The organism is uncultured Tateyamaria sp. (assembly GCF_947503465.1).
Lineage (GTDB): Bacteria > Pseudomonadota > Alphaproteobacteria > Rhodobacterales > Rhodobacteraceae > Tateyamaria.
Genome location: NZ_CANNDN010000001.1, coordinates 701,289 through 718,586 on the forward strand (window position 1 = coordinate 701,289; position 17,298 = coordinate 718,586).

Sequence of the window (17,298 nt, forward strand, 5' to 3'; positions counted from 1 at the left end):
GGCAGCGGGCATGACCCCGACGGTGCGTGCAGCGCTCTGGATGATCGGCTCGATCGCGTCCTTTTCCACCATGGCGGTGGCAGGACGGGAAGTATCGGGCAGCCTCGATACGTTCGAGATCATGATGTACCGCAGCCTTGTGGGTGTGATCATGGTCTGTGCCCTGGCCACGGCCACGGGTGCGTGGCGCCACATCAGGATAGACCGCCTTGGCATGCATCTTGTGCGCAATCTGGCGCATTTCACCGGCCAGAACCTGTGGTTCTATGCCGTCACGGTCATTCCTCTGGCGCAGGTCTTTGCGCTTGAGTTTACGTCTCCGATCTGGGTGATCGTCCTGAGCCCCCTGATCCTGGGTGAACGGCTGACGCCTGTACGGGCGCTGGCCGCCATCATGGGGTTCATCGGGATCCTCATTGTCGCCCGCCCGGACCTTGCGGGGGTGAACGCCGGTGTCGTCACCGCCGCCTCATCCGCCATCTTCTTTGCCGTCACCATCATGCTGACCAAACGGCTGACCCGGCACGAGGGCATCGCGTCGATCCTGTTCTGGCTGACCGCCATGCAACTGATCATGGGCATCGTCATGGCGGGATATGATGGCGACATCGCCCTGCCCGACTTGCAGACCGGACCATGGGTTTTCCTGATCGGTTGCGCCGGGCTCTTGGCGCATTACTGCCTGACCAATGCGCTGGCGATTGCCCCTGCGACGGTGGTCGTTCCCATCGATTTCGTTCGGCTGCCGACCATCGCCGTGATCGGAATGCTCGTTTACGGCGAAGCGCTTGATATGTGGGTATTTGTGGGTGCGGCAATCATCTTTGCGGGCAATTATGCGAACATCTGGGTGGAATCACGGCGCGCCAAATCGCTGTGACCTGAATGTCACAAACTCATGACGCTCCGTCACAAGCGTCCATCTGCCCCTGCGTCAATATTGACGCAGACCCCTTGAAACCGGCTTATACATCCCCAACGCGCATCCCACTCGACATCCATAGACGCGCGCTTTTGGGAGGAAATGACATGAAATTCCGTTTCTTGACGGCGGCTGCTCTGCTGGCGTCAACGACTTCTGCTTACGCCGTCGGACTGGATCGCTCCGGACAATCGATCTCGGTCCTTTTTCAGGACGGCAATCACCTCGAGTTTTCCTTGGGGTACACAGACCCGACAATCACCGGGACGACCTTCGTTGCACCGGGCTTTGTCCAGAACGAATCCGGCAATGTAGGCGACAGCTTTCTGACGTTCGGCGCGGGTATCAAAGTTGACCTGAACGATCGGTGGTCCTTCGCGCTGATCGGTGACGAACCCTATGGGGCCGATACGTTTTACGGCAACAGCTCGGCCACATCGGCGCTCGGTGGCACTGGGGCGACCGTCGACAGCTATGCGATCACTGCCCTGGCCCGTTACAAGTTCAACGACAACTGGTCGGTCCACGGCGGTTTGCGCTACCAGGAAGTGTCGGCAAGCGTGACCCTGGGCGGTGTCGCCTTTGGCGCGGTGAACGGCTATGATGGCTTTTTCGGCAGCGACGGCGACGTCGGGTACGTGATCGGCGCCGCTTACGAGATCCCAGCGATCGCGCTGCGCGTTGCCCTGACCTACAACTCGTCCACGACTCATGATCTGCCTACCACGGAATCCGGCCTGCCGGTTCCGTTCCTGAACGGCAACAGCATCACCGAGGTGGAAACCCCCGAATCCGTCAATCTGGATTTCCAGACCGGCATCGCGGCCAACACACTCCTGTTCGGTAACGTCCGTTGGGCGAACTACGGCCAGACAAACGTGTCGCCAGTCGGGTTTACAACTGTGACCGGTTCCAGCTTGACCGACCTTGAAACCGGTTATGACTTCTCGCTTGGTGTGGGCCGCCGGTTTAACGAAAAGTGGTCTGGCTCCCTCGCGGTTGGCTACTCGACCCTTGGCGACGACGACTTTGTATCACCCCTCGCTCCGACAAACGGGCAGGTGTCGATCTCTGTTGGCGCGAAGTACGACGTGAACGATAGCTTCGCGATCGCCGGCGGTATTCGCTATACGGATCTGGGCAACGCTATCCCGAACACGGCCAGCACGGCGCGCGGTTCATTTGACGGCAACGATGCCATCTCGGCCGGCCTGCGGTTCGAATACAAGTTCTAAATCTGTCCCCGCGGGGACAGACTGGCAAACCCCGCCCCTCACCGGGCGGGGTTTTTCTTTGCGCAGGTTCCGGGTGGCGTGCAGTGCCCCGCACTGACAGGGTGCGCCCATGACACCGCAAAAAACACTGTCGGGCCGCGCCTGGTCCGAGTTGCTTCTTCTCGGGCTGATCTGGGGTGCGTCATTCCTGTCGATCCGCATCGCTTTGGACGAAATCTCACCGCTCACCAGCGTGGCGCATCGCACATTCTGGGCGATGTGCGTGCTGTGGGTGGTTGTGGCACTGATGCGTCTGCCGCTGCCACGCGATCCGCGCGTCTGGATGGCCTTTCTGGGCATGGGGCTGCTGAACAACGTCATCCCGTTTGGCCTCATGGCGTGGGGGCAGCTGCATATCGAGACCGGCCTCACGTCAATCCTGAACGCCGCAACGGCGATTTTCGGGGTCATTGCCGCCGCCCTCTTTTTTGCCGATGAACGGATCACCGTGCGCAAAGGCATCGGTGTGGCCCTCGGGTTCCTTGGTGTTGCCACGGCCATTGGCCTCGACAATTTCCGATCCTTCGATCTGCGCAGCCTTGCGCAACTTGCGATCATCGCGGGCACCGTCAGCTACGCGCTGGCGAGCGTCTGGGCGCGCCGCTTCCTGGTGGGATTGTCGCCGCAAGTGGCGGCGGCGGGCATGCTGACCGGATCGACTGTGATCACCCTGCCCCTGGCCTGGATCGTTGACGGTCCAATCAGCCTGAACCTGCAAGGCGACACCATCCTTGCCATCGCCTATTACGCCATCGTCGCGACGGCAGGTGCATACCTGTTGTACTACCGCGTCCTGGCGATGGCAGGATCGGGCAACCTGATGCTGGTAACGCTTGTCATTCCGCCCGTGGCCATCGTGCTGGGCGCCTGGATCCGGGACGAGACACTGAACCCCAACGCGTTTGCAGGGTTTGCCATCCTGGCCCTTGGCCTTGCCATTCTGGATGGTCGCATCCTGACGCTCTTGCGACGCCCGGGCGTTGACCCCTTTCACCCCCGCGGCTAGGACAGCCGAAACGCGGGGGATACGGGGACAATGACACCACTGCTTTACCACGATGCGGACGCCTGGCGCGGCGCGGCGACCAAACGTGTTCTGGTCTTTGGCATGTCTGGCCTGGGCAAAACGCACATGTCCACCACCGTGCGTGACAGCGGCACCTGGTTTCACTATTCGATCGATTACCGCATCGGCACCCGGTACATGGGCGAGCGCATCGCCGACAATGCAAAGGCCGAGGCGATGAAAGTCCCGTTCCTGCGCGATCTTCTGATGTCGGACAGCATCTATATCGGGTCCAACATCACCTTTCATAACCTCAGCCCCGTCTCGACCTATCTGGGCAAACCCGGCGATCCGGCCAAGGGCGGATTGCCCATCAACGACTACCGCCGCCGACAGGAACAGTTCCGCCAGTCCGAGATCGCGGCATTGCAGGACACCGGCTATTTCGCCGAACGGGCGCAGGCGCTTTATGGGTATCCGAATTTCATCTGCGACACTGGCGGCTCGATCTGCGAATGGGTGGACCCGGCCGACGATAACGATCCGCTGATGACCACGCTCAGTTCCGTGGCCTTGCCGATCTGGATCAAGGGCGACGACGCCCACACTGCGGCCCTGGTCGCGCGGTTTGACAAGGCACCCAAGCCCATGGCCTATCAGCCGGAATTCCTGCTGGAGTGCTGGACGACGTACCTGGCCGAAACAGGCGAGGCCGAGGACAAGGTTGACCCCAATGCCTTTGTGCGCTGGACCTACGCACGGGCCCTGGCCCACCGGCAGCCCCGGTACGAAGCGATGGCGCGGTGGGGCGTGACGGTGACGGCGGACGAGGTGGCCTCGCTCCGCGGCGAGGCCGATTTTGTTGAATTGGTAAGCGCGGCGCTGGGGCGCGCGTGAGGGGTCACGTCACAAGGTCAATAAACCGCGCAATGATGTTCAAAACACGTGCAGCGCCGGCCAGCGCTGTTGCAACATCTTCAATCGACTCGCGCGCATCATTTGCCTGTTCCACAGTTTTGCGCAACCGCCATTGGGCAGACGCGGCTTCGGGCGCATCACTGGTCATATAGACCTCGACCGCATCTTCCATATCTTGGCGGCGTTTGCTTATCTGCTTACGCAATGCCAGCAGTTTGTCGCGATCATCTTCGCTTGTCCCAGTTTTGTTGGCCTCATCAGACAACGCGCCTTCAGTTTCAATCGCTTCGGAAATCAGTGTTTTGTATTTCTTGTAATCAACGACATTTACATCTGTGGTCATAACTCCGTTCCTATTCTGTAAGTGATTTCAAGTCTTCGAGCACACCAAGCGTGGCTTCGATGTTTTGGTCAGTTCCGAGCGCTGCTCGAAGGGCTTGATGTGCCTTCCAAATCGTCATCAATCGCTTGGTTTCGCTTTGGTCGAAAATTGTGCGAAATGTTTTGAAAGCCTTTTCATAGTCTGTGACCGCTTGGCTGTATGCGCGGAACTCGGCAGGTGTCACAGGACGCGGGGTTGGGCTTGGGCGCGCCTCATCCAGCGCTTGACTGGCTTTGGTCAGTTCTCGCGCGGCCTCCTTCAGCCCAGAGGTTTTGCGATCATGGATGATGAGATGATCGATCATCGTTTCAAGCGGATCATGGGCATCATCGACCAACCGTTTCAAAGCGCGCGCTCGCGCGGATTCAGTTAGTCGTGTGGCTAGGCTCGCGGCGGTCTTGATATCGCTTTCGGCAATCGCAAGCACGTCACTGTCTTCGTCGATGGAATGCTTTAATCCATTGGATGCTGCCAGCAACGCTGAAAGGTTTTCACCGATCTTCTTGGCCGACTCGTCGCGTGCAAGAGCGTTGACAGCATCCGCATAGGATCTAATGACTTCCCAAGTGGCTTCCCTGAAAACAGCGGTGCTCGGTTCGTCTGGAACCGGAAAAACCGCGTCGAGTTTGCAGGCTGCGAAAGCCGTGTCACTCACACCGACGCTTCCGAGCTTCGAGCAAGCAGTGGGTGCCCTGTATATCTGAAAACTGTTCGAGATTGCACTTTTTTTTGCCTCATCTCGCTCTTGGTTTGCCGCTGCGACAACCGATGGAACGTCTTTCTTCTCTGATACTGCAACCGATGCATCCAGTAATTTGGCCTCGGTTGAAACATCCGGAACGGTACATGCAGACATTGCCACAAGTCCCGTCAGCACAGCCGCGCAAACCGGTGTATTTGGTACGTGCATTGTTTCTCCCCCACGAATTTGCAGCGAGACGATATCACCCCCGAAAAAACGCAGGCGTGATTAAACCGTTAATGTTTCGTGAGAGCTCTGGCCCGATCTGCGCTGGAAACCTGCCGACTTCGCGTTTATCTACCTCGGTCCAAGACACAAGGTTTGCTTTCATGCCCATCAAACTGCCATCCACCCTGCCCGCCTATGACGTTCTGACGAACGAGGGCGTGATGGTCATGGACGAGGAGTTGGCCGCGCATCAGGATATCCGGCCGCTCAAGATCGGGCTGCTGAACCTGATGCCCAAGAAGATCCAGACCGAAACCCAGTTTGCGCGCCTCATCGGGGCCACGCCGCTGCAGATCGAGCTGAGCCTGATCCGCATGTCGGATCACGAGACCAAGAACACTGCCGCCGCGCATATGGAAAGCTTTTACCGCCCGTTTCAGGAGGTGAAGGCCCAGAAATTTGACGGTCTCATCATCACGGGCGCCCCGATCGAGCATCTGGATTTCGAGGATGTGGACTATTGGAGAGAGCTGGAAGAGGTCATGGACTGGACCCAGACCAATGTGCATTCCACGTTTGGCGTGTGCTGGGGCGGCATGGCGATGCTGCACCATTTCCACAAGGTGCCCAAGCATCTGCTGGGATCCAAGCTGTTTGGCGCGTACCGTCACGCCAACCTGGCGCCGGCCTCGCCCTATCTGCGGGGGTTTTCGGACGATTGCGTGGTGCCCGTGTCCCGCTGGACCGAGGTGCGCGCGCCCGAAGTCGAAGCCGCGGGTCTGCCGATCCTGCTGGGGTCGGACGTCACCGGCCCCTGTCTGATCGAAGATCCGGGTCACCGGGCGCTCTATATCCTCAATCATTTTGAATATGACAGCGATACGCTGAAGCAGGAATATGATCGCGACCTTGCCAATGTGCAGGTCGAAGGGGCCGCGATTGCCCTGCCCGTCGGATATTTCCCCGACGACGACCCCGCGCAACGTCCGGCCAACCGCTGGCGCAGCCATGCGCACCTTCTTTATGGCAACTGGCTGTCCGAGATTTATCTCACCACCCCGTATGACATGAAGCGGATCGGGCAGGATCGCACTGATCTGCGGGGGTGAGGGTATGAAAACAGGTCTTTATGTTCTTTTGGGCCTTGTGGCCCTGCTGGTGGTGCTGGTGCAGCTTCTGGCCGCCAAACGCGACCGCGATGCGGCGGCTGCCTTTCCACCCACAGGGCAGATCATCGATGTGAATGGCGTCGATGTGCATGTCGAACAGATGGGACAGGGACCGGACCTGGTGCTGATCCACGGGGCATCCGGCAACACGCGCGATTTCACCTTTGCCTTTGCCGACATGGTCAAGGATCGGTACCGGGTTACGATACTGGACCGTCCCGGCCTGGGCTGGACCGAACAGATCGCCCCCGAACACAAAGCTGCCTGGAGCACGGCACACGCCAACCCGACCGAGCAAGCGCGCCTGTTGAAGGCAGCAACGGACCAATTGGGGGTCAAGTCCCCCATCGTGCTGGGGCATTCCTTTGGCGGCATCGTCGCCCTTGCCTGGGCCGTTGAATTCGACGATCTGGCCGGTGTTGTATCTGTGGCGGGTGTCGCCAACCCGTGGCCCGGCGATCTGGACTGGACCTATCAGGTCAATGGCTCTGCCTGGGGTGGCGGCCTGATGGTGCCGGTTCTGTCGGCTTTTGTGCCCGCGACCTATATCGACAACGTGGTATCGAACATCTTTGCCCCCCAAGCCGCACCCGAAGGTTACATCGACCATGTGGGCCCTGCCCTGATCCTGCGCCGGGTGTCCATGCGCGCCAATGCGCGGCAAGTGAACTGGTTGCGGCCCTTCGTGGTGGATCTGTCGCAGCGCTATGGCGACATCGACGTTCCCGTCGAGGTGGTCCACGGCGATGCCGACACGATTGTGCCGCTTGATGTGCATTCGGCCAAGTTGCCTGGCCAGATCGCGGGGGCAAACGTGACCGTGCTGCCTGGTGCGGGCCATATGCCTCAACACACCCATCCGGCCGCGGTGATTGACGCCATTGACCGCGTCGCGGCACGTGCGGGTTTGCGTTAGGCGCCACTCTCGCCCATATTGCATGTTAAGAGCAGTAACTTGAGGCCTCGGACCATGAGCCTTCCCTTTGATGGTGCGATCACGGAGTTCTTCACCTCCGGCGCGCCCGATGACATCCGCGACAAGATCACCGCGGCGGACAAGGATGACATCCTGACGCCGACCTATCCGCACAGCGAACGGATGGGCAAAAAGCAATACGAGCGTGAGATGGAAGCCTTGCAGATCGAACTGGTCAAGATGCAGGACTGGGTGTCGACCACCGGGTGCCGCGTCGCCTGCGTGTTCGAAGGCCGCGATGCAGCAGGAAAAGGTGGTACAATCAAACGGTTCCGCGAAAACCTGAACCCGCGCGGTGCCCGCGTTGTGGCCCTTTCGAAACCGACCGAGACCGAAGCGACCGAATGGTACTTCCAGCGCTATGTCCGGCAATTGCCTGCGGGCGGCGAGATCGCGTTCTTTGACCGCAGCTGGTACAACCGGGGCGTGGTGGAGCAGGTGTTCGGCTTTTGCACCCCGAAGCAACGCGAACATTTCTTTGTCCAGGTGAACCCGTTTGAAGCCATGATGGTCGACGATGGCATTCACGTCTTCAAATTCTGGCTGAACGTCTGCCGCGCCGAGCAATTGCGCCGCATCATGGCCCGCGAACGCGATCCGCTGAAGCAATGGAAGCTAAGCTGGATTGATGTTGAGGGGCTGAAGAAATGGGACGCCTACACATCCGCCATCCGCGAGACCCTGGACCGGTCCCACACGAGCCACGCCCCGTGGACCATTGTCCGGTCCGACGACAAGAAACGCGCCCGGCTGAACGCCATCCGCACGGTTCTGCACGGCCTAGACTACACAAACAAAGACCCGCAAGCCATTGGAAAAATAGATAAAGACATTTGTGGCGGTCCGGACATCTGGGATGCCTAAACGCGGCTACCACCACGGTAACCTCCGACAGGCCCTGATCGAAGCTGCGCTGCAACTGATCACAGACAAGGGTCCGACAGGTTTCACCCTGTCCGAGGCGGCCAAGCAGGCCGGAGTAACACCGGCTGCTGTCTACCGGCACTATGAAGGGCGCGAAGACCTGATCGCGGAATGCGCGCGCCAGGGGTATGGCATCTTTGCCGACCTGATGGAGCATGCCTACCAGTCGGGCCAACCCTCAGCCCTTGCCGCATTCGAGGCGACAGGACGGGCCTACCTTGCTTTTGCCCGCCGGTTTCCCGGTCATTACATCGCCATGTTCGAAAGTGGTATTTCGGTGAACCGCACGCCTGAACTGGCCGATGTTGCGGCCCGCGCAAATGCGGTTCTGGAAAAGGCCGCCGGAGACCTGAGCCAGCATATCCCGGAAGGCAAACGCCCCCCTGCCGCGATGTTTTCCGCCCATATCTGGGCCATGAGCCACGGGGTGGTCGAGTTGTTTGCCCGCAATTCGCCCGGTCGCGCATCCCCCTTCCCGCCCGAGGATCTGCTTGAAACCGGCATCGGGATCTATCTGCGCGGCCTGGGCCTGTTGCCTGGCGATGACTAGGCTGCTGCGTTTCTTGCCACCAACGGTGCAGGCGTGGGTCTTGGAACACACATGGATCGGTGTTGTCGCGGTTTTGTGGCTGGGCGCGGTGGTGGCAACTGTACTTTATGTGCGGCCTGACCCGGTGGTTGATCGTGATTTCTTGACCGCGCGCGTGCTGGGATCGGCCGACACCAGTTCGGACGCGGGTTTTTCCGTGCGATTTGCGTTGGAGTTTCCAGACGGCACGCCAAAATCCCTATCGACGGCATCGATGTCGGTCGCGGTAACAATCATCGAAACCGCCTGCGTGGAACGCCGGACATTATCTTCCGGCAATGAGCACTTTGTGCTTGTTCCAACAAACATGTGCCCTGAGTGATCGCGCCGGGCTATGCCTGTCCCGTCGGAAAATGGGGAAGCACCTCTTGGGCTAGTCGCCCGAGCGTCTCTTCCACATCGCTGAAATTGTAGCGCAGGTTCAACGCCACGTGGTTCACGCCCATGGCTTGCAGGTCCGCCAGGTGATCGACCAAAAAGGATGTGCCCGCCTGATAGCCCAGCACGATGGGCCGTGTGCGCGCGTCCGACCTGTCCAGCACATCAACATAAAGCGACTGCATGACAGGCTTGTCGCCCTGCCCGACCGTAGCGACGTAGCGCCTGTACTGGGCAATCATGTCTTTTTGGTTCTGGGCATTGCGGGGATAGGTGATCCACCCGTCGCCATGTTCCGCGCCCCAGTCCGGTGTCTGTTGACTGCCGCCCGTGATCAGCAAGGGCACCTGCCCGGCCACCGGCTTTGGCACCATGTCAATATGCCCGTTCAGCACACCCTGCGCGGCGTCCAACCTGGGATAGCTTTGAAAACAGGCGCGGATGTATTGCACACTGTCCCGAAACCGGGCCCCACGGTTGTCGTATTCCATGTTCAGCGCCGGATATTCTTCGGGCCGGTCGCCGGATGCAATGCCAAGCATGACCCGCCCGCCGGACAACACATCGGCAGACGCGGCGGCCTTCGCCACATGGGCAGGATGGCGCAACGGCAGGATGACGCTGCCCACCCCCAAACCGATCCGGCGGGTACTGGCCGCCAGCGCGCCCAGATACACAAACGGGTCGAACATCTGACCGACATCGCCAAAGGCTGGCACGTTGAAGGGCACGTCGCGCAACCAGACTGCCGCAAAGCCCAAGCTCTCAGCAAGCTGAACCCGCTCGATATGACGCGCCAGCGTCGGTATGTCTTCGGGGCCGTACTCTTCGATCGGCAGGAACAGCCCGATGCTCAGGCGGCCTGGTTGAAAGGTTGCGTTGTAGCCGCGGTTCATTTTCGGAAAGAAGGGGTCAGTCATGGTCCGGGCACGCCGCAGTGTTTGGTGATCCACCCTGCGCAGCAGCGGTTCCGCGTCAATCGAAAAAACCGCGGTGTGCAGAATGCGCCCGCCTGGCTTTGTCCCGCGCGCATCTGCGTCGCGCACTGACTTTTGCCGCTTTGGCGGGACGCTGCGCATCACAAGACCCGAATGCGCGCACCCTTGCCTGACACAAGACTGTCGTGAACCTGTTGTCTGTCTGTCGCACTTAACGTGTCAAAGCCCGCGTATGAAAGAGCGCCTGGATCCTCTGGTGGCCGAACGCGCACCGTGGCTGTTTCGCCCCGGCACACTCAGCCGTGTCGCGCGACACAGCCTTATGTCGGTGCTGAGCTACGACAAGACAGTCGATCTGGCCACGCAGTTGAAAGACGAACAGACCGCCACCCTGATGCAGCGCGTCGGTCAGTTGCTGGCCCAGGATGTTTCTGTGACTGGGTTGCATTTTGTCCCACGCAAAGGTCCCGCGCTGATCGTGGCAAACCATCCGACAGGCATCGCTGACGGCATCATGCTGCATCACGTGTTGGCCCCTGTCCGACCGGATCTGTTCTTTTACGCAAACGCTGACATCTTGCGGGTCTTGCCGCAGGTGTCGACAATGATTGCCCCGGTCGAATGGCGCCATGACAAGCGGTGCCACGCCAAGACGCGTGCAACGATGACCTATACGCGGGACGCCGTGGCCGAGGGGCGGCTTGGCATCATCTTCCCGTCCGGGCGGCTGGCCAAGCGGCGGGGTTTGCGCCTTTGCGAGCGTCCGTGGATGCCGTCGGCCGCTATGATCGCGCGCAAATACAATCTGCCTATTGTCCCGATCCATATCCACGCGCGCAATTCAGCGCTGTTTTACCTGCTGGACCTGATCCATCCGACGTTGCGGGACATTACCCTGTTCCATGAAACTCTGAACAAAGGCAGCCAGTCGTTTCGCATCACGATCGGGCGCCCCATCCCGGCCTCGGACCTGCCGCGCAACTCTGATGACGGTGTGGCGCTGTTGCGGTCTGCAACCCTGCGCCTGGGCCAAGAGGCGAAGGGCCGGAAAGTGGTGCGGGTCCATGGCGCGCGGCGTGGGCGGGCCAACACGTTGCCCTGATCCGCACAGCAAAAGGGCCACCCCATAGGGCAGCCCATTTGACCATTCGAACGATATAAAGCTTAACGCTTGGAGAACTGGAAGCTCTTCCGGGCTTTGGCCTTACCGTATTTCTTACGCTCGACCACGCGGCTGTCGCGGGTCAGGAAGCCTGCGGCTTTCAGGGCCGCGCGCAGGCTGGGATCATAAAGCTGCAGTGCTTTCGAAATGCCGTGCTTGACCGCACCGGCCTGACCCGACAGACCACCGCCCTTGACGGTCGCAGTCACGTCGAACTGGTCTTCGACACCGGCAACCTCGAACGGCTGGCGCAGGATCATTTGCAGCACGGGACGTGCGAAATAGGTGTTCAGTTCCTTGCCGTTCACGGTGACCTTGCCCGAACCGGGTTTGATCCAGACGCGGGCTACGGCGTCTTTCCGTTTGCCGGTGGCATAGGACCGCCCGAATTCGTCCCGGACAGGTTCGCGGGGCGTCAGGTCGACCTCTGCCGGGGCGGCGTCGCCCGCAACAGCTTGCAAGTCTTCGAGTGTGTTGATTTCGTCAGCCATGCTCATGCGCTCCGGGTGTTTTTCTTGTTCATGGATTTCACATCCAGAACTTCGGGGCTTTGTGCCTCGTGCGGGTGCTCGGCCCCGGCATAGACACGCAGGTTGGTCATTTGCTGGCGCGACAGGCGGTTGCCGGGCAGCATGCGCTTGACCGCGAGGGTCACGACGCGCTCGGGATGTGCGCCGGTCAGGATCTGTTCCTTGGTGCGCGACTTGATCCCGCCGGGGTGGCCGGTGTGCCAGTAATGGCTTTCGTGACGCTTGTTGCCGGTCAACTGGATCTTGTCCGCGTTGATGATGATCACGTTGTCGCCCATGTCCATGTGCGGCGTGAAGGACGGCTTGTGCTTGCCACGCAGACGCATGGCGACGATCGAGGCAAGGCGGCCCAGAACAACGCCTTCGGCGTCGATCAGGATCCATTTCTTGTCGATGTCCGCAGGTGTTGCGGTATAGGTTTTCATGTGAGTGAATCCCTTGAGGGGTGGAATTTCAGATTGCGCGGTTATACAGCAGATCAAAGTCACGTCAACTGCGTCATGATGGTTTTTATATAACAAAAACAAATGCTTGAAAATAAGGTATCATATTACCCCACAAAATGCGCCGATTTGGAGATGCCATGCTGACCGGACTGGCCGTGCCCGCCGCCGCCACGCTCGGTTTGCTGGTCTGCGCCACGGCCATCGGGGTGCCCGCCATGCGCAAACTGATCGTGGTTTACGAGGCCAAGCACGAACTGAAACATGGTTCGGCCGGGTGGCTACGGTCATTGCGCGGCTGGTCGATGGTGGCCTTCTGGCTGATGACGACATGGTTCATCGCAACGATCTTTGGCGATTGGGCGGTGAATGGTGATCTGGAGGCGGCGATTGACCGGGGATGGCTGCGCCTGCGCATCCTGCTTGAGATCGCGATGGCGATCATGGAGTCCGACTGATGCAGGACCTGAGTGCTGTGCAGTCGGACCTGCAATGCCGCAATTGCGCGGGTCAGTGCGTCTATGACCCCTCGCAGCAGGCGCTGGTCTGTTCCAGTTGCGCCACGCGCTATGGACTTGAAACCGACCGGGACGCCGACGCTGCGACCGAATTCGAGTTCGACCCGGATGCGCCCGAAGCCGATCCGATCGAGACCACACAGACCCGCGTACATCATTGCGAAACCTGCGGCGGCGATGTGGTGTTCGTGGGCCAGACCCTGTCGGAACGCTGCGCCTATTGCGACGGTCCGGTGGTACTGGCGACCAGCGACACCGGGTACCAGACCAAGGCGCTGATCCCCTTCCGCGTGCCGGACCGGGACGCGCAGCGTGCGGCCCTGGATTGGGTCGCCGGGCGGTGGGCGGCGCCGTCAAGCCTGACTTCTGTGGTGTCGGGGGCCCGGGTGGCAGGTTTGTACGTGCCGTTCTGGACCTTCGACAGCGAAGAAGCGGTAAATTACTGGGCCAAATACAAGGTGCGCCGCAACAAACGGACAGTGACACGGTCCACCTCCGGCGCGCTGCGCATCCGCTTTGACGATCTGCTGGTCCCCGCCTCGCCCCATGTCACCCCCCTGATCCGCGATGGCATCCTGCACGATTTCGACCCCCGCCGCCTGCGCCCGTACCGTCCCGGTTACCTGGCGGGCTTTGGGGCCGAGCGCCACCATCAGTCGGTGGCCGAAGGGCTGGATGCGAATGCAGAGGACAAGGACCTGCTGATCCGCAACCGGATCAAGGGCCATGTGCGCAAATCCGGCGTGCACGACATTCGCTACACCACGGGGACAAGCGGCATACGCTACCGTCGCATTCTGCTGCCGGTGTGGATCCTGCACTATCAATATGACGGCACGCCGATGAAAGTCGTGGTGTGCGGCATGCAGGGGCGCACCTTCGGCGAGCGTCCGTTCTCCTGGATCAAGCTGGCAGGCTATGCCGCGCTGCTGTCCGCGCTGACCATCGGCTTTGGTCTGGCCTGGGGGGCCGGCGGGCTGCTTTAGACCCCGATCTGGTCCGGTGGGTTGTCCAGCAGGTCGCGCAACCGTTCGATCGCCCTCTCAAACGACTGCAACGACACGCCAGCATTGATCGCGATCCGCACGGCATGGGGCGTGCGCGCATCACGGCAGGCGTAATCCTCGGCGGCGCGAATGCCCACGCCCTGCTGAGCCGCCGCCTGCACAAAGGCGCCCGCCCGCCATCCTTCGGGCAAGCGTAGCCACAGGAACGGCACGTCCGCGCGCCAAACGATATCGTATCCGCCCAACACGTTCACCGCGCGGTGCACATATGTGCCAATTCCGTTGCGCGCGCTGTCCATCAGACCCGGCAGCGTCGGATGCACAAGAAGGGCCGCAAAGAGGTCGGTCATGGGCGTAGCAAGGCCAAAGAACGAATACTCCGCCGTGCGCCGCAGCACACTGGCCCGCCCTTTGGGCGTCACCGTAATGCCCAGGCGCAGCGCAGGCGTGATGGATTTGGAGATCGAGGAAATGTACCAAGTTCGTTCTGGTACAATCATGCGATAACTGGGCGCCTGTGCCTGCCCCAATCTGTAACAATCATCTTCGAGGATCTGAAGATCGTGGCGCTTGGCAACATCGGCCAACGCTTCGCGCCGCTCAAGCGGGGTGAAGCCGCATGTGGGGTTGTGCACTTCGGGCGAGGTGCAGAACACCTGCGCGTCGTGAGCCTTGGCGGCGGCCTCCAGCGCCTCGGGGATCACGCCATCCGCGTCCATTTCCACGGGAATGACGTCTGCGCGCAGCAACTCTGCCGCGCGCCGGAATCCGGGATAGGCCAGGTCCTCGACCAGGATCGCCGGGCGGCGCCCTTTCAGAAGCGCTTGCAACACAAGCAGAATCGCGTTCTGCCCACCATTGGCCAGCACGATGTCATCCGGCCCGAACGACCCGATGGGCGCCCCAGCCAACCATGCCGCACAGGCCGTGCGGGCAGGTGCGCCGCCGCTGCGGGTCGGGTAGTGCATCATGCCCGATGGCGGGTCCTGCGCGACCTCGGCCAACAGCCCGCGGATCAGCGTTGCCTGCCCCACACTCGGCAAGTGCGGAGAGAACAGATTGACGTTCCAGGTTTGCGCTTCGGAATTGTGGGTCGCACTGTCGATCTCAAGCGGGACATCGGTAAAAAGTGGCCCTTTTTCATCAGGTTGCGCGACAAAGGTGCCACGCCCGACCTCGGCCGTCAGGGTGCCGTCATCGGTCAGCAACGTGTAGGCGCGTGCCACCGTGCCAGGCGTGATCCCAAGGCTCCACGCCAGATCCCGCACCGGCGGCAGCTTGTCCCCCGGAGTCAGGTCGTGATCCGTAATTCGCTGCCGGATCACCTGCATGACAGCTTTGTACTTCGGGCCCTGCCCATCCAGCAGTTCCGGCGACCAAATTGTACCCATTACAATGTTTCCGTAGCGTTAGGTGATCCCGCATTGTATCACTACAGAATGGCAGTTACGCCATATTGTGTCAATACAATTCAGGAGATTCCCATGGCACACCACATGCAAACGCCCGCCTCGCACCTGGCTTACCTGACTGCGCAAAATCGCATTCCGGCAGCTTCCGTGATCGCGCTGCGCGTTGCCGTGGTGCTGTCGAAATGGGGCCAACGTCGCCGCAGCAGGCATGCCTTGCACCAGCTCCCCCCGCACCTGCTGCGCGACATTGGATTGACACCCGCCGAGGCCGAACGCGAGTCGCGGCGCGTGTTCTGGCGGATGTGACATCCCCGTGGCGTCCGCCAGACCTCTTCCCTGCGGCCGGGTTTCATCCCGGCCGTTTTTTTTACGCCGGCAGATCAACGCCCTGTGGCGGTATCGCATATGTCAAACTGGCACGCGCGACCGGCTTGTCGTCGCCATCGGAATAAATCAGCGCATCCGTAACCGACAACTGCTTGCCCAGCTTCAACAGCCGCCCATGCGCTATCAGGTCAACGCCGGCCCTGGGTTTGCGCATGAAATCGATAGAGCAATTGGTGGTCACCGCAAGCGCACGTGGCCCGATATGCGCCAGCGTCACCATGTAGGCGGTGACATCTGCCAGCCCGAACATGGCCGGTCCGGACACGGTGCCGCCCGGACGCAAGTGCCGGTCCTGCACCAACAGGCGCAACACAACGCCGTCCTCGCTCACGTCTTCCACAAGAAATTCGCCCGCGACTTCCAGAAACACCTTTTGCAGAAACGCGTTCATCTCGGGTGCAGTCATCTGAACGGCCATGCTTTTCCTTCCCTTGTCCCTGCCCTAGGGTGAGCCGCAAACGCAACGGAGAGCAAGATGGCAATTCTGGAACGTGAGGTCATAGGCGCGGTGGCGCATCTGCGCATGAATGCGCCGGATCGGCTGAACGCATTGTCGGACGAGATGATCGCCGAAGTGCACGGCGCATTGGATGACGTGGCCGAGGACAGATCGGTGCGCGCGGTTGTGCTGTCGGGCGCAGGCAAGGCGTTTTGCGCGGGCCATGACCTGAAACAGATGACGGCGGGCCGACAGGCTGCGGATGGCGGGGCGGCCTACTTCAAGGACCTCTTTGACCGCTGCGCCGCCATGATGGCGCGGGTGCAATCCCTGCCCCAGCCCGTCATCGCGCAAGTGCACGGGATCGCCACGGCCGCCGGCTGCCAACTGGTGGCGACATGCGATCTGGCGGTGGCAGCGCATGGCACGCGGTTCGGGGTCAACGGGGTCAATATCGGTCTCTTCTGCTCGACGCCCATGGTGGCGCTCAGCCGCAATATTCCCCGCAAGCAGGCATTCGAGATGTTAACCACGGGTGAGTTCATCGAAGCGGACCGCGCGGTCCAATTGGGCCTTGTTAACCATGCCGTACCCATGGATGACCTGCACAGTACCGCCCAGGAGCTGGCCACCCGCATCGCCGCCAAGCTGGGCAGCGCGGTCAAGATCGGCAAACAAGCCTTTTACGAACAGCTTCAGATGCCGGTTGCGCAGGCCTATGCCTATACGGGTGAAGTGATGGTGACCAATATGCTGAACCCCGACACGGCCGAAGGCATCGACGCCTTTATCGAAAAGCGCTCGCCCGACTGGACGCAATAAGCCCGTAAAATCCGATACGACTTTTGGTTGTTTCCAAATCGTGACCCGATTATTTCCAACTAACCACTGGCAATTTGGGCACAAATGGGGCACAAATAAGACACGGTTAACAAACCGATGACGATTTTGGGTCGCCGTAGGCGGAAGGTCCCTCCAGGTCAGCCTCTCTCTGACCGACCATTCCCGCAGCGG

20 protein-coding genes and 1 pseudogene are annotated in these 17,298 nt (G+C 60.6%); 14 read left to right on the plus strand and 7 right to left on the minus strand.

Annotated elements, in window-relative coordinates:
• Window positions 1-10 precede the first annotated feature (10 nt).
• The 4 genes from Q0844_RS03575 to Q0844_RS03590 all read left to right on the plus strand — a co-directional run bounded on the left by Q0844_RS03575 (window position 11) and on the right by Q0844_RS03590 (window position 4,099).
• Window positions 11-880, plus strand: a complete 870-nt coding sequence (locus Q0844_RS03575) for a DMT family transporter (protein WP_299042165.1) — start codon at window positions 11-13, stop codon at window positions 878-880.
• A 149-nt stretch (window positions 881-1,029) separates the two neighbouring features.
• Window positions 1,030-2,157, plus strand: coding sequence for an outer membrane protein transport protein (locus tag Q0844_RS03580; RefSeq protein ID WP_299042167.1), 1,128 nt, complete (start codon window positions 1,030-1,032; stop codon window positions 2,155-2,157).
• Window positions 2,158-2,266: 109 nt separating this feature from the next.
• The gene (locus Q0844_RS03585; protein WP_299042170.1) at window positions 2,267-3,202 is read left to right on the plus strand and encodes a DMT family transporter; all 936 of its coding nucleotides are present in this window, start codon (window positions 2,267-2,269) and stop codon (window positions 3,200-3,202) included.
• Between the two features lie 39 nt (window positions 3,203-3,241).
• Window positions 3,242-4,099 (plus strand): ATPase, encoded by an 858-nt coding sequence (locus Q0844_RS03590; RefSeq protein ID WP_299045194.1) that lies wholly within the window; start codon window positions 3,242-3,244, stop codon window positions 4,097-4,099.
• Window positions 4,100-4,103: 4 nt separating this feature from the next.
• Here Q0844_RS03590 and Q0844_RS03595 read toward each other — a convergent pair whose 3' ends face one another.
• Entirely contained in the window at window positions 4,104-4,463 is a 360-nt protein-coding gene (locus Q0844_RS03595) for a hypothetical protein (RefSeq protein ID WP_299042173.1), read from the minus strand.
• Window positions 4,464-4,473: 10 nt separating this feature from the next.
• Window positions 4,474-5,358, minus strand: coding sequence for a hypothetical protein (locus Q0844_RS03600; RefSeq protein ID WP_299042174.1), 885 nt, complete (start codon window positions 5,356-5,358; stop codon window positions 4,474-4,476).
• Window positions 5,359-5,573: 215 nt separating this feature from the next.
• Here Q0844_RS03600 and metA point away from each other — a divergent pair, with 215 nt between their 5' ends.
• From metA to Q0844_RS03625, 5 genes are read left to right on the plus strand one after another with little or no spacing between them, the layout of a single operon-like run.
• Window positions 5,574-6,521, plus strand: coding sequence for a homoserine O-succinyltransferase (gene metA, locus Q0844_RS03605; protein ID WP_299042176.1), 948 nt, complete (start codon window positions 5,574-5,576; stop codon window positions 6,519-6,521).
• 4 nt (window positions 6,522-6,525) lie between these two features.
• Window positions 6,526-7,497 carry an alpha/beta hydrolase gene (locus Q0844_RS03610; protein WP_299042178.1) on the plus strand — a complete coding sequence of 324 codons (972 nt, stop codon included), beginning with the start codon at window positions 6,526-6,528 and terminating at the stop codon, window positions 7,495-7,497.
• A 54-nt stretch (window positions 7,498-7,551) separates the two neighbouring features.
• Window positions 7,552-8,421: a polyphosphate kinase 2 gene (gene ppk2, locus Q0844_RS03615; protein WP_299042181.1), complete on the plus strand. Its 870-nt coding sequence runs from the start codon at window positions 7,552-7,554 to the stop codon at window positions 8,419-8,421.
• Window positions 8,414-9,031, plus strand: a complete 618-nt coding sequence (locus tag Q0844_RS03620; RefSeq protein ID WP_299042183.1) for a TetR/AcrR family transcriptional regulator — start codon at window positions 8,414-8,416, stop codon at window positions 9,029-9,031. The genes ppk2 and Q0844_RS03620 overlap by 8 nt, the downstream gene beginning before the upstream one ends.
• A gap of 40 nt (window positions 9,032-9,071) precedes the next feature.
• Window positions 9,072-9,392 (plus strand): hypothetical protein, encoded by a 321-nt coding sequence (locus Q0844_RS03625; RefSeq protein WP_299042184.1) that lies wholly within the window; start codon window positions 9,072-9,074, stop codon window positions 9,390-9,392.
• A gap of 10 nt (window positions 9,393-9,402) precedes the next feature.
• Here Q0844_RS03625 and Q0844_RS03630 read toward each other — a convergent pair whose 3' ends face one another.
• Complete coding sequence (locus Q0844_RS03630) at window positions 9,403-10,368, minus strand: LLM class oxidoreductase (protein ID WP_299042186.1); 966 nt, start codon at window positions 10,366-10,368, stop codon at window positions 9,403-9,405.
• 250 nt (window positions 10,369-10,618) lie between these two features.
• On the opposite strand from Q0844_RS03630, the gene Q0844_RS03635 reads away from it, so the two are divergent.
• Window positions 10,619-11,488, plus strand: coding sequence for a lysophospholipid acyltransferase family protein (locus Q0844_RS03635; RefSeq protein ID WP_299042187.1), 870 nt, complete (start codon window positions 10,619-10,621; stop codon window positions 11,486-11,488).
• A gap of 62 nt (window positions 11,489-11,550) precedes the next feature.
• Here the strand turns inward: Q0844_RS03635 and rpsI are convergent, their stop codons facing one another.
• Window positions 11,551-12,039 (minus strand): 30S ribosomal protein S9, encoded by a 489-nt coding sequence (rpsI, locus tag Q0844_RS03640; protein WP_299042189.1) that lies wholly within the window; start codon window positions 12,037-12,039, stop codon window positions 11,551-11,553.
• 2 nt (window positions 12,040-12,041) lie between these two features.
• Window positions 12,042-12,503, minus strand: a complete 462-nt coding sequence (rplM, locus tag Q0844_RS03645) for a 50S ribosomal protein L13 (RefSeq protein WP_299042191.1) — start codon at window positions 12,501-12,503, stop codon at window positions 12,042-12,044.
• Window positions 12,504-12,640: 137 nt separating this feature from the next.
• Here rplM and Q0844_RS03650 point away from each other — a divergent pair, with 137 nt between their 5' ends.
• Together Q0844_RS03650 and Q0844_RS03655 are read left to right on the plus strand one after the other, a co-directional pair.
• Complete coding sequence (locus tag Q0844_RS03650) at window positions 12,641-12,979, plus strand: hypothetical protein (RefSeq protein WP_299042192.1); 339 nt, start codon at window positions 12,641-12,643, stop codon at window positions 12,977-12,979.
• A complete protein-coding gene (locus Q0844_RS03655) occupies window positions 12,979-14,025 on the plus strand; it encodes a hypothetical protein (protein ID WP_299042195.1) in 1,047 nt (348 codons plus the stop codon). The genes Q0844_RS03650 and Q0844_RS03655 overlap by 1 nt, the downstream gene beginning before the upstream one ends.
• On the opposite strand, the gene Q0844_RS03660 is transcribed toward Q0844_RS03655, so the two are convergent.
• Window positions 14,022-15,437 carry a PLP-dependent aminotransferase family protein gene (locus Q0844_RS03660; RefSeq protein WP_299042198.1) on the minus strand — a complete coding sequence of 472 codons (1,416 nt, stop codon included), beginning with the start codon at window positions 15,435-15,437 and terminating at the stop codon, window positions 14,022-14,024. The genes Q0844_RS03655 and Q0844_RS03660 overlap by 4 nt on opposite strands.
• Before the next feature lie 93 nt (window positions 15,438-15,530).
• Here Q0844_RS03660 and Q0844_RS03665 point away from each other — a divergent pair, with 93 nt between their 5' ends.
• On the plus strand, window positions 15,531-15,764 hold the full coding sequence (locus Q0844_RS03665; RefSeq protein ID WP_299042201.1) for a DUF1127 domain-containing protein: 234 nt from the start codon (window positions 15,531-15,533) through the stop codon (window positions 15,762-15,764).
• A gap of 61 nt (window positions 15,765-15,825) precedes the next feature.
• Here the strand turns inward: Q0844_RS03665 and Q0844_RS03670 are convergent, their stop codons facing one another.
• A complete protein-coding gene (locus tag Q0844_RS03670) occupies window positions 15,826-16,263 on the minus strand; it encodes a PaaI family thioesterase (RefSeq protein ID WP_299042203.1) in 438 nt (145 codons plus the stop codon).
• A gap of 48 nt (window positions 16,264-16,311) precedes the next feature.
• Between Q0844_RS03670 and Q0844_RS03675 the strand changes: the two are divergent.
• Window positions 16,312-17,106: pseudogene (locus tag Q0844_RS03675) on the plus strand (enoyl-CoA hydratase); the annotation flags it as partial.
• Window positions 17,107-17,298 lie beyond the last annotated feature (192 nt).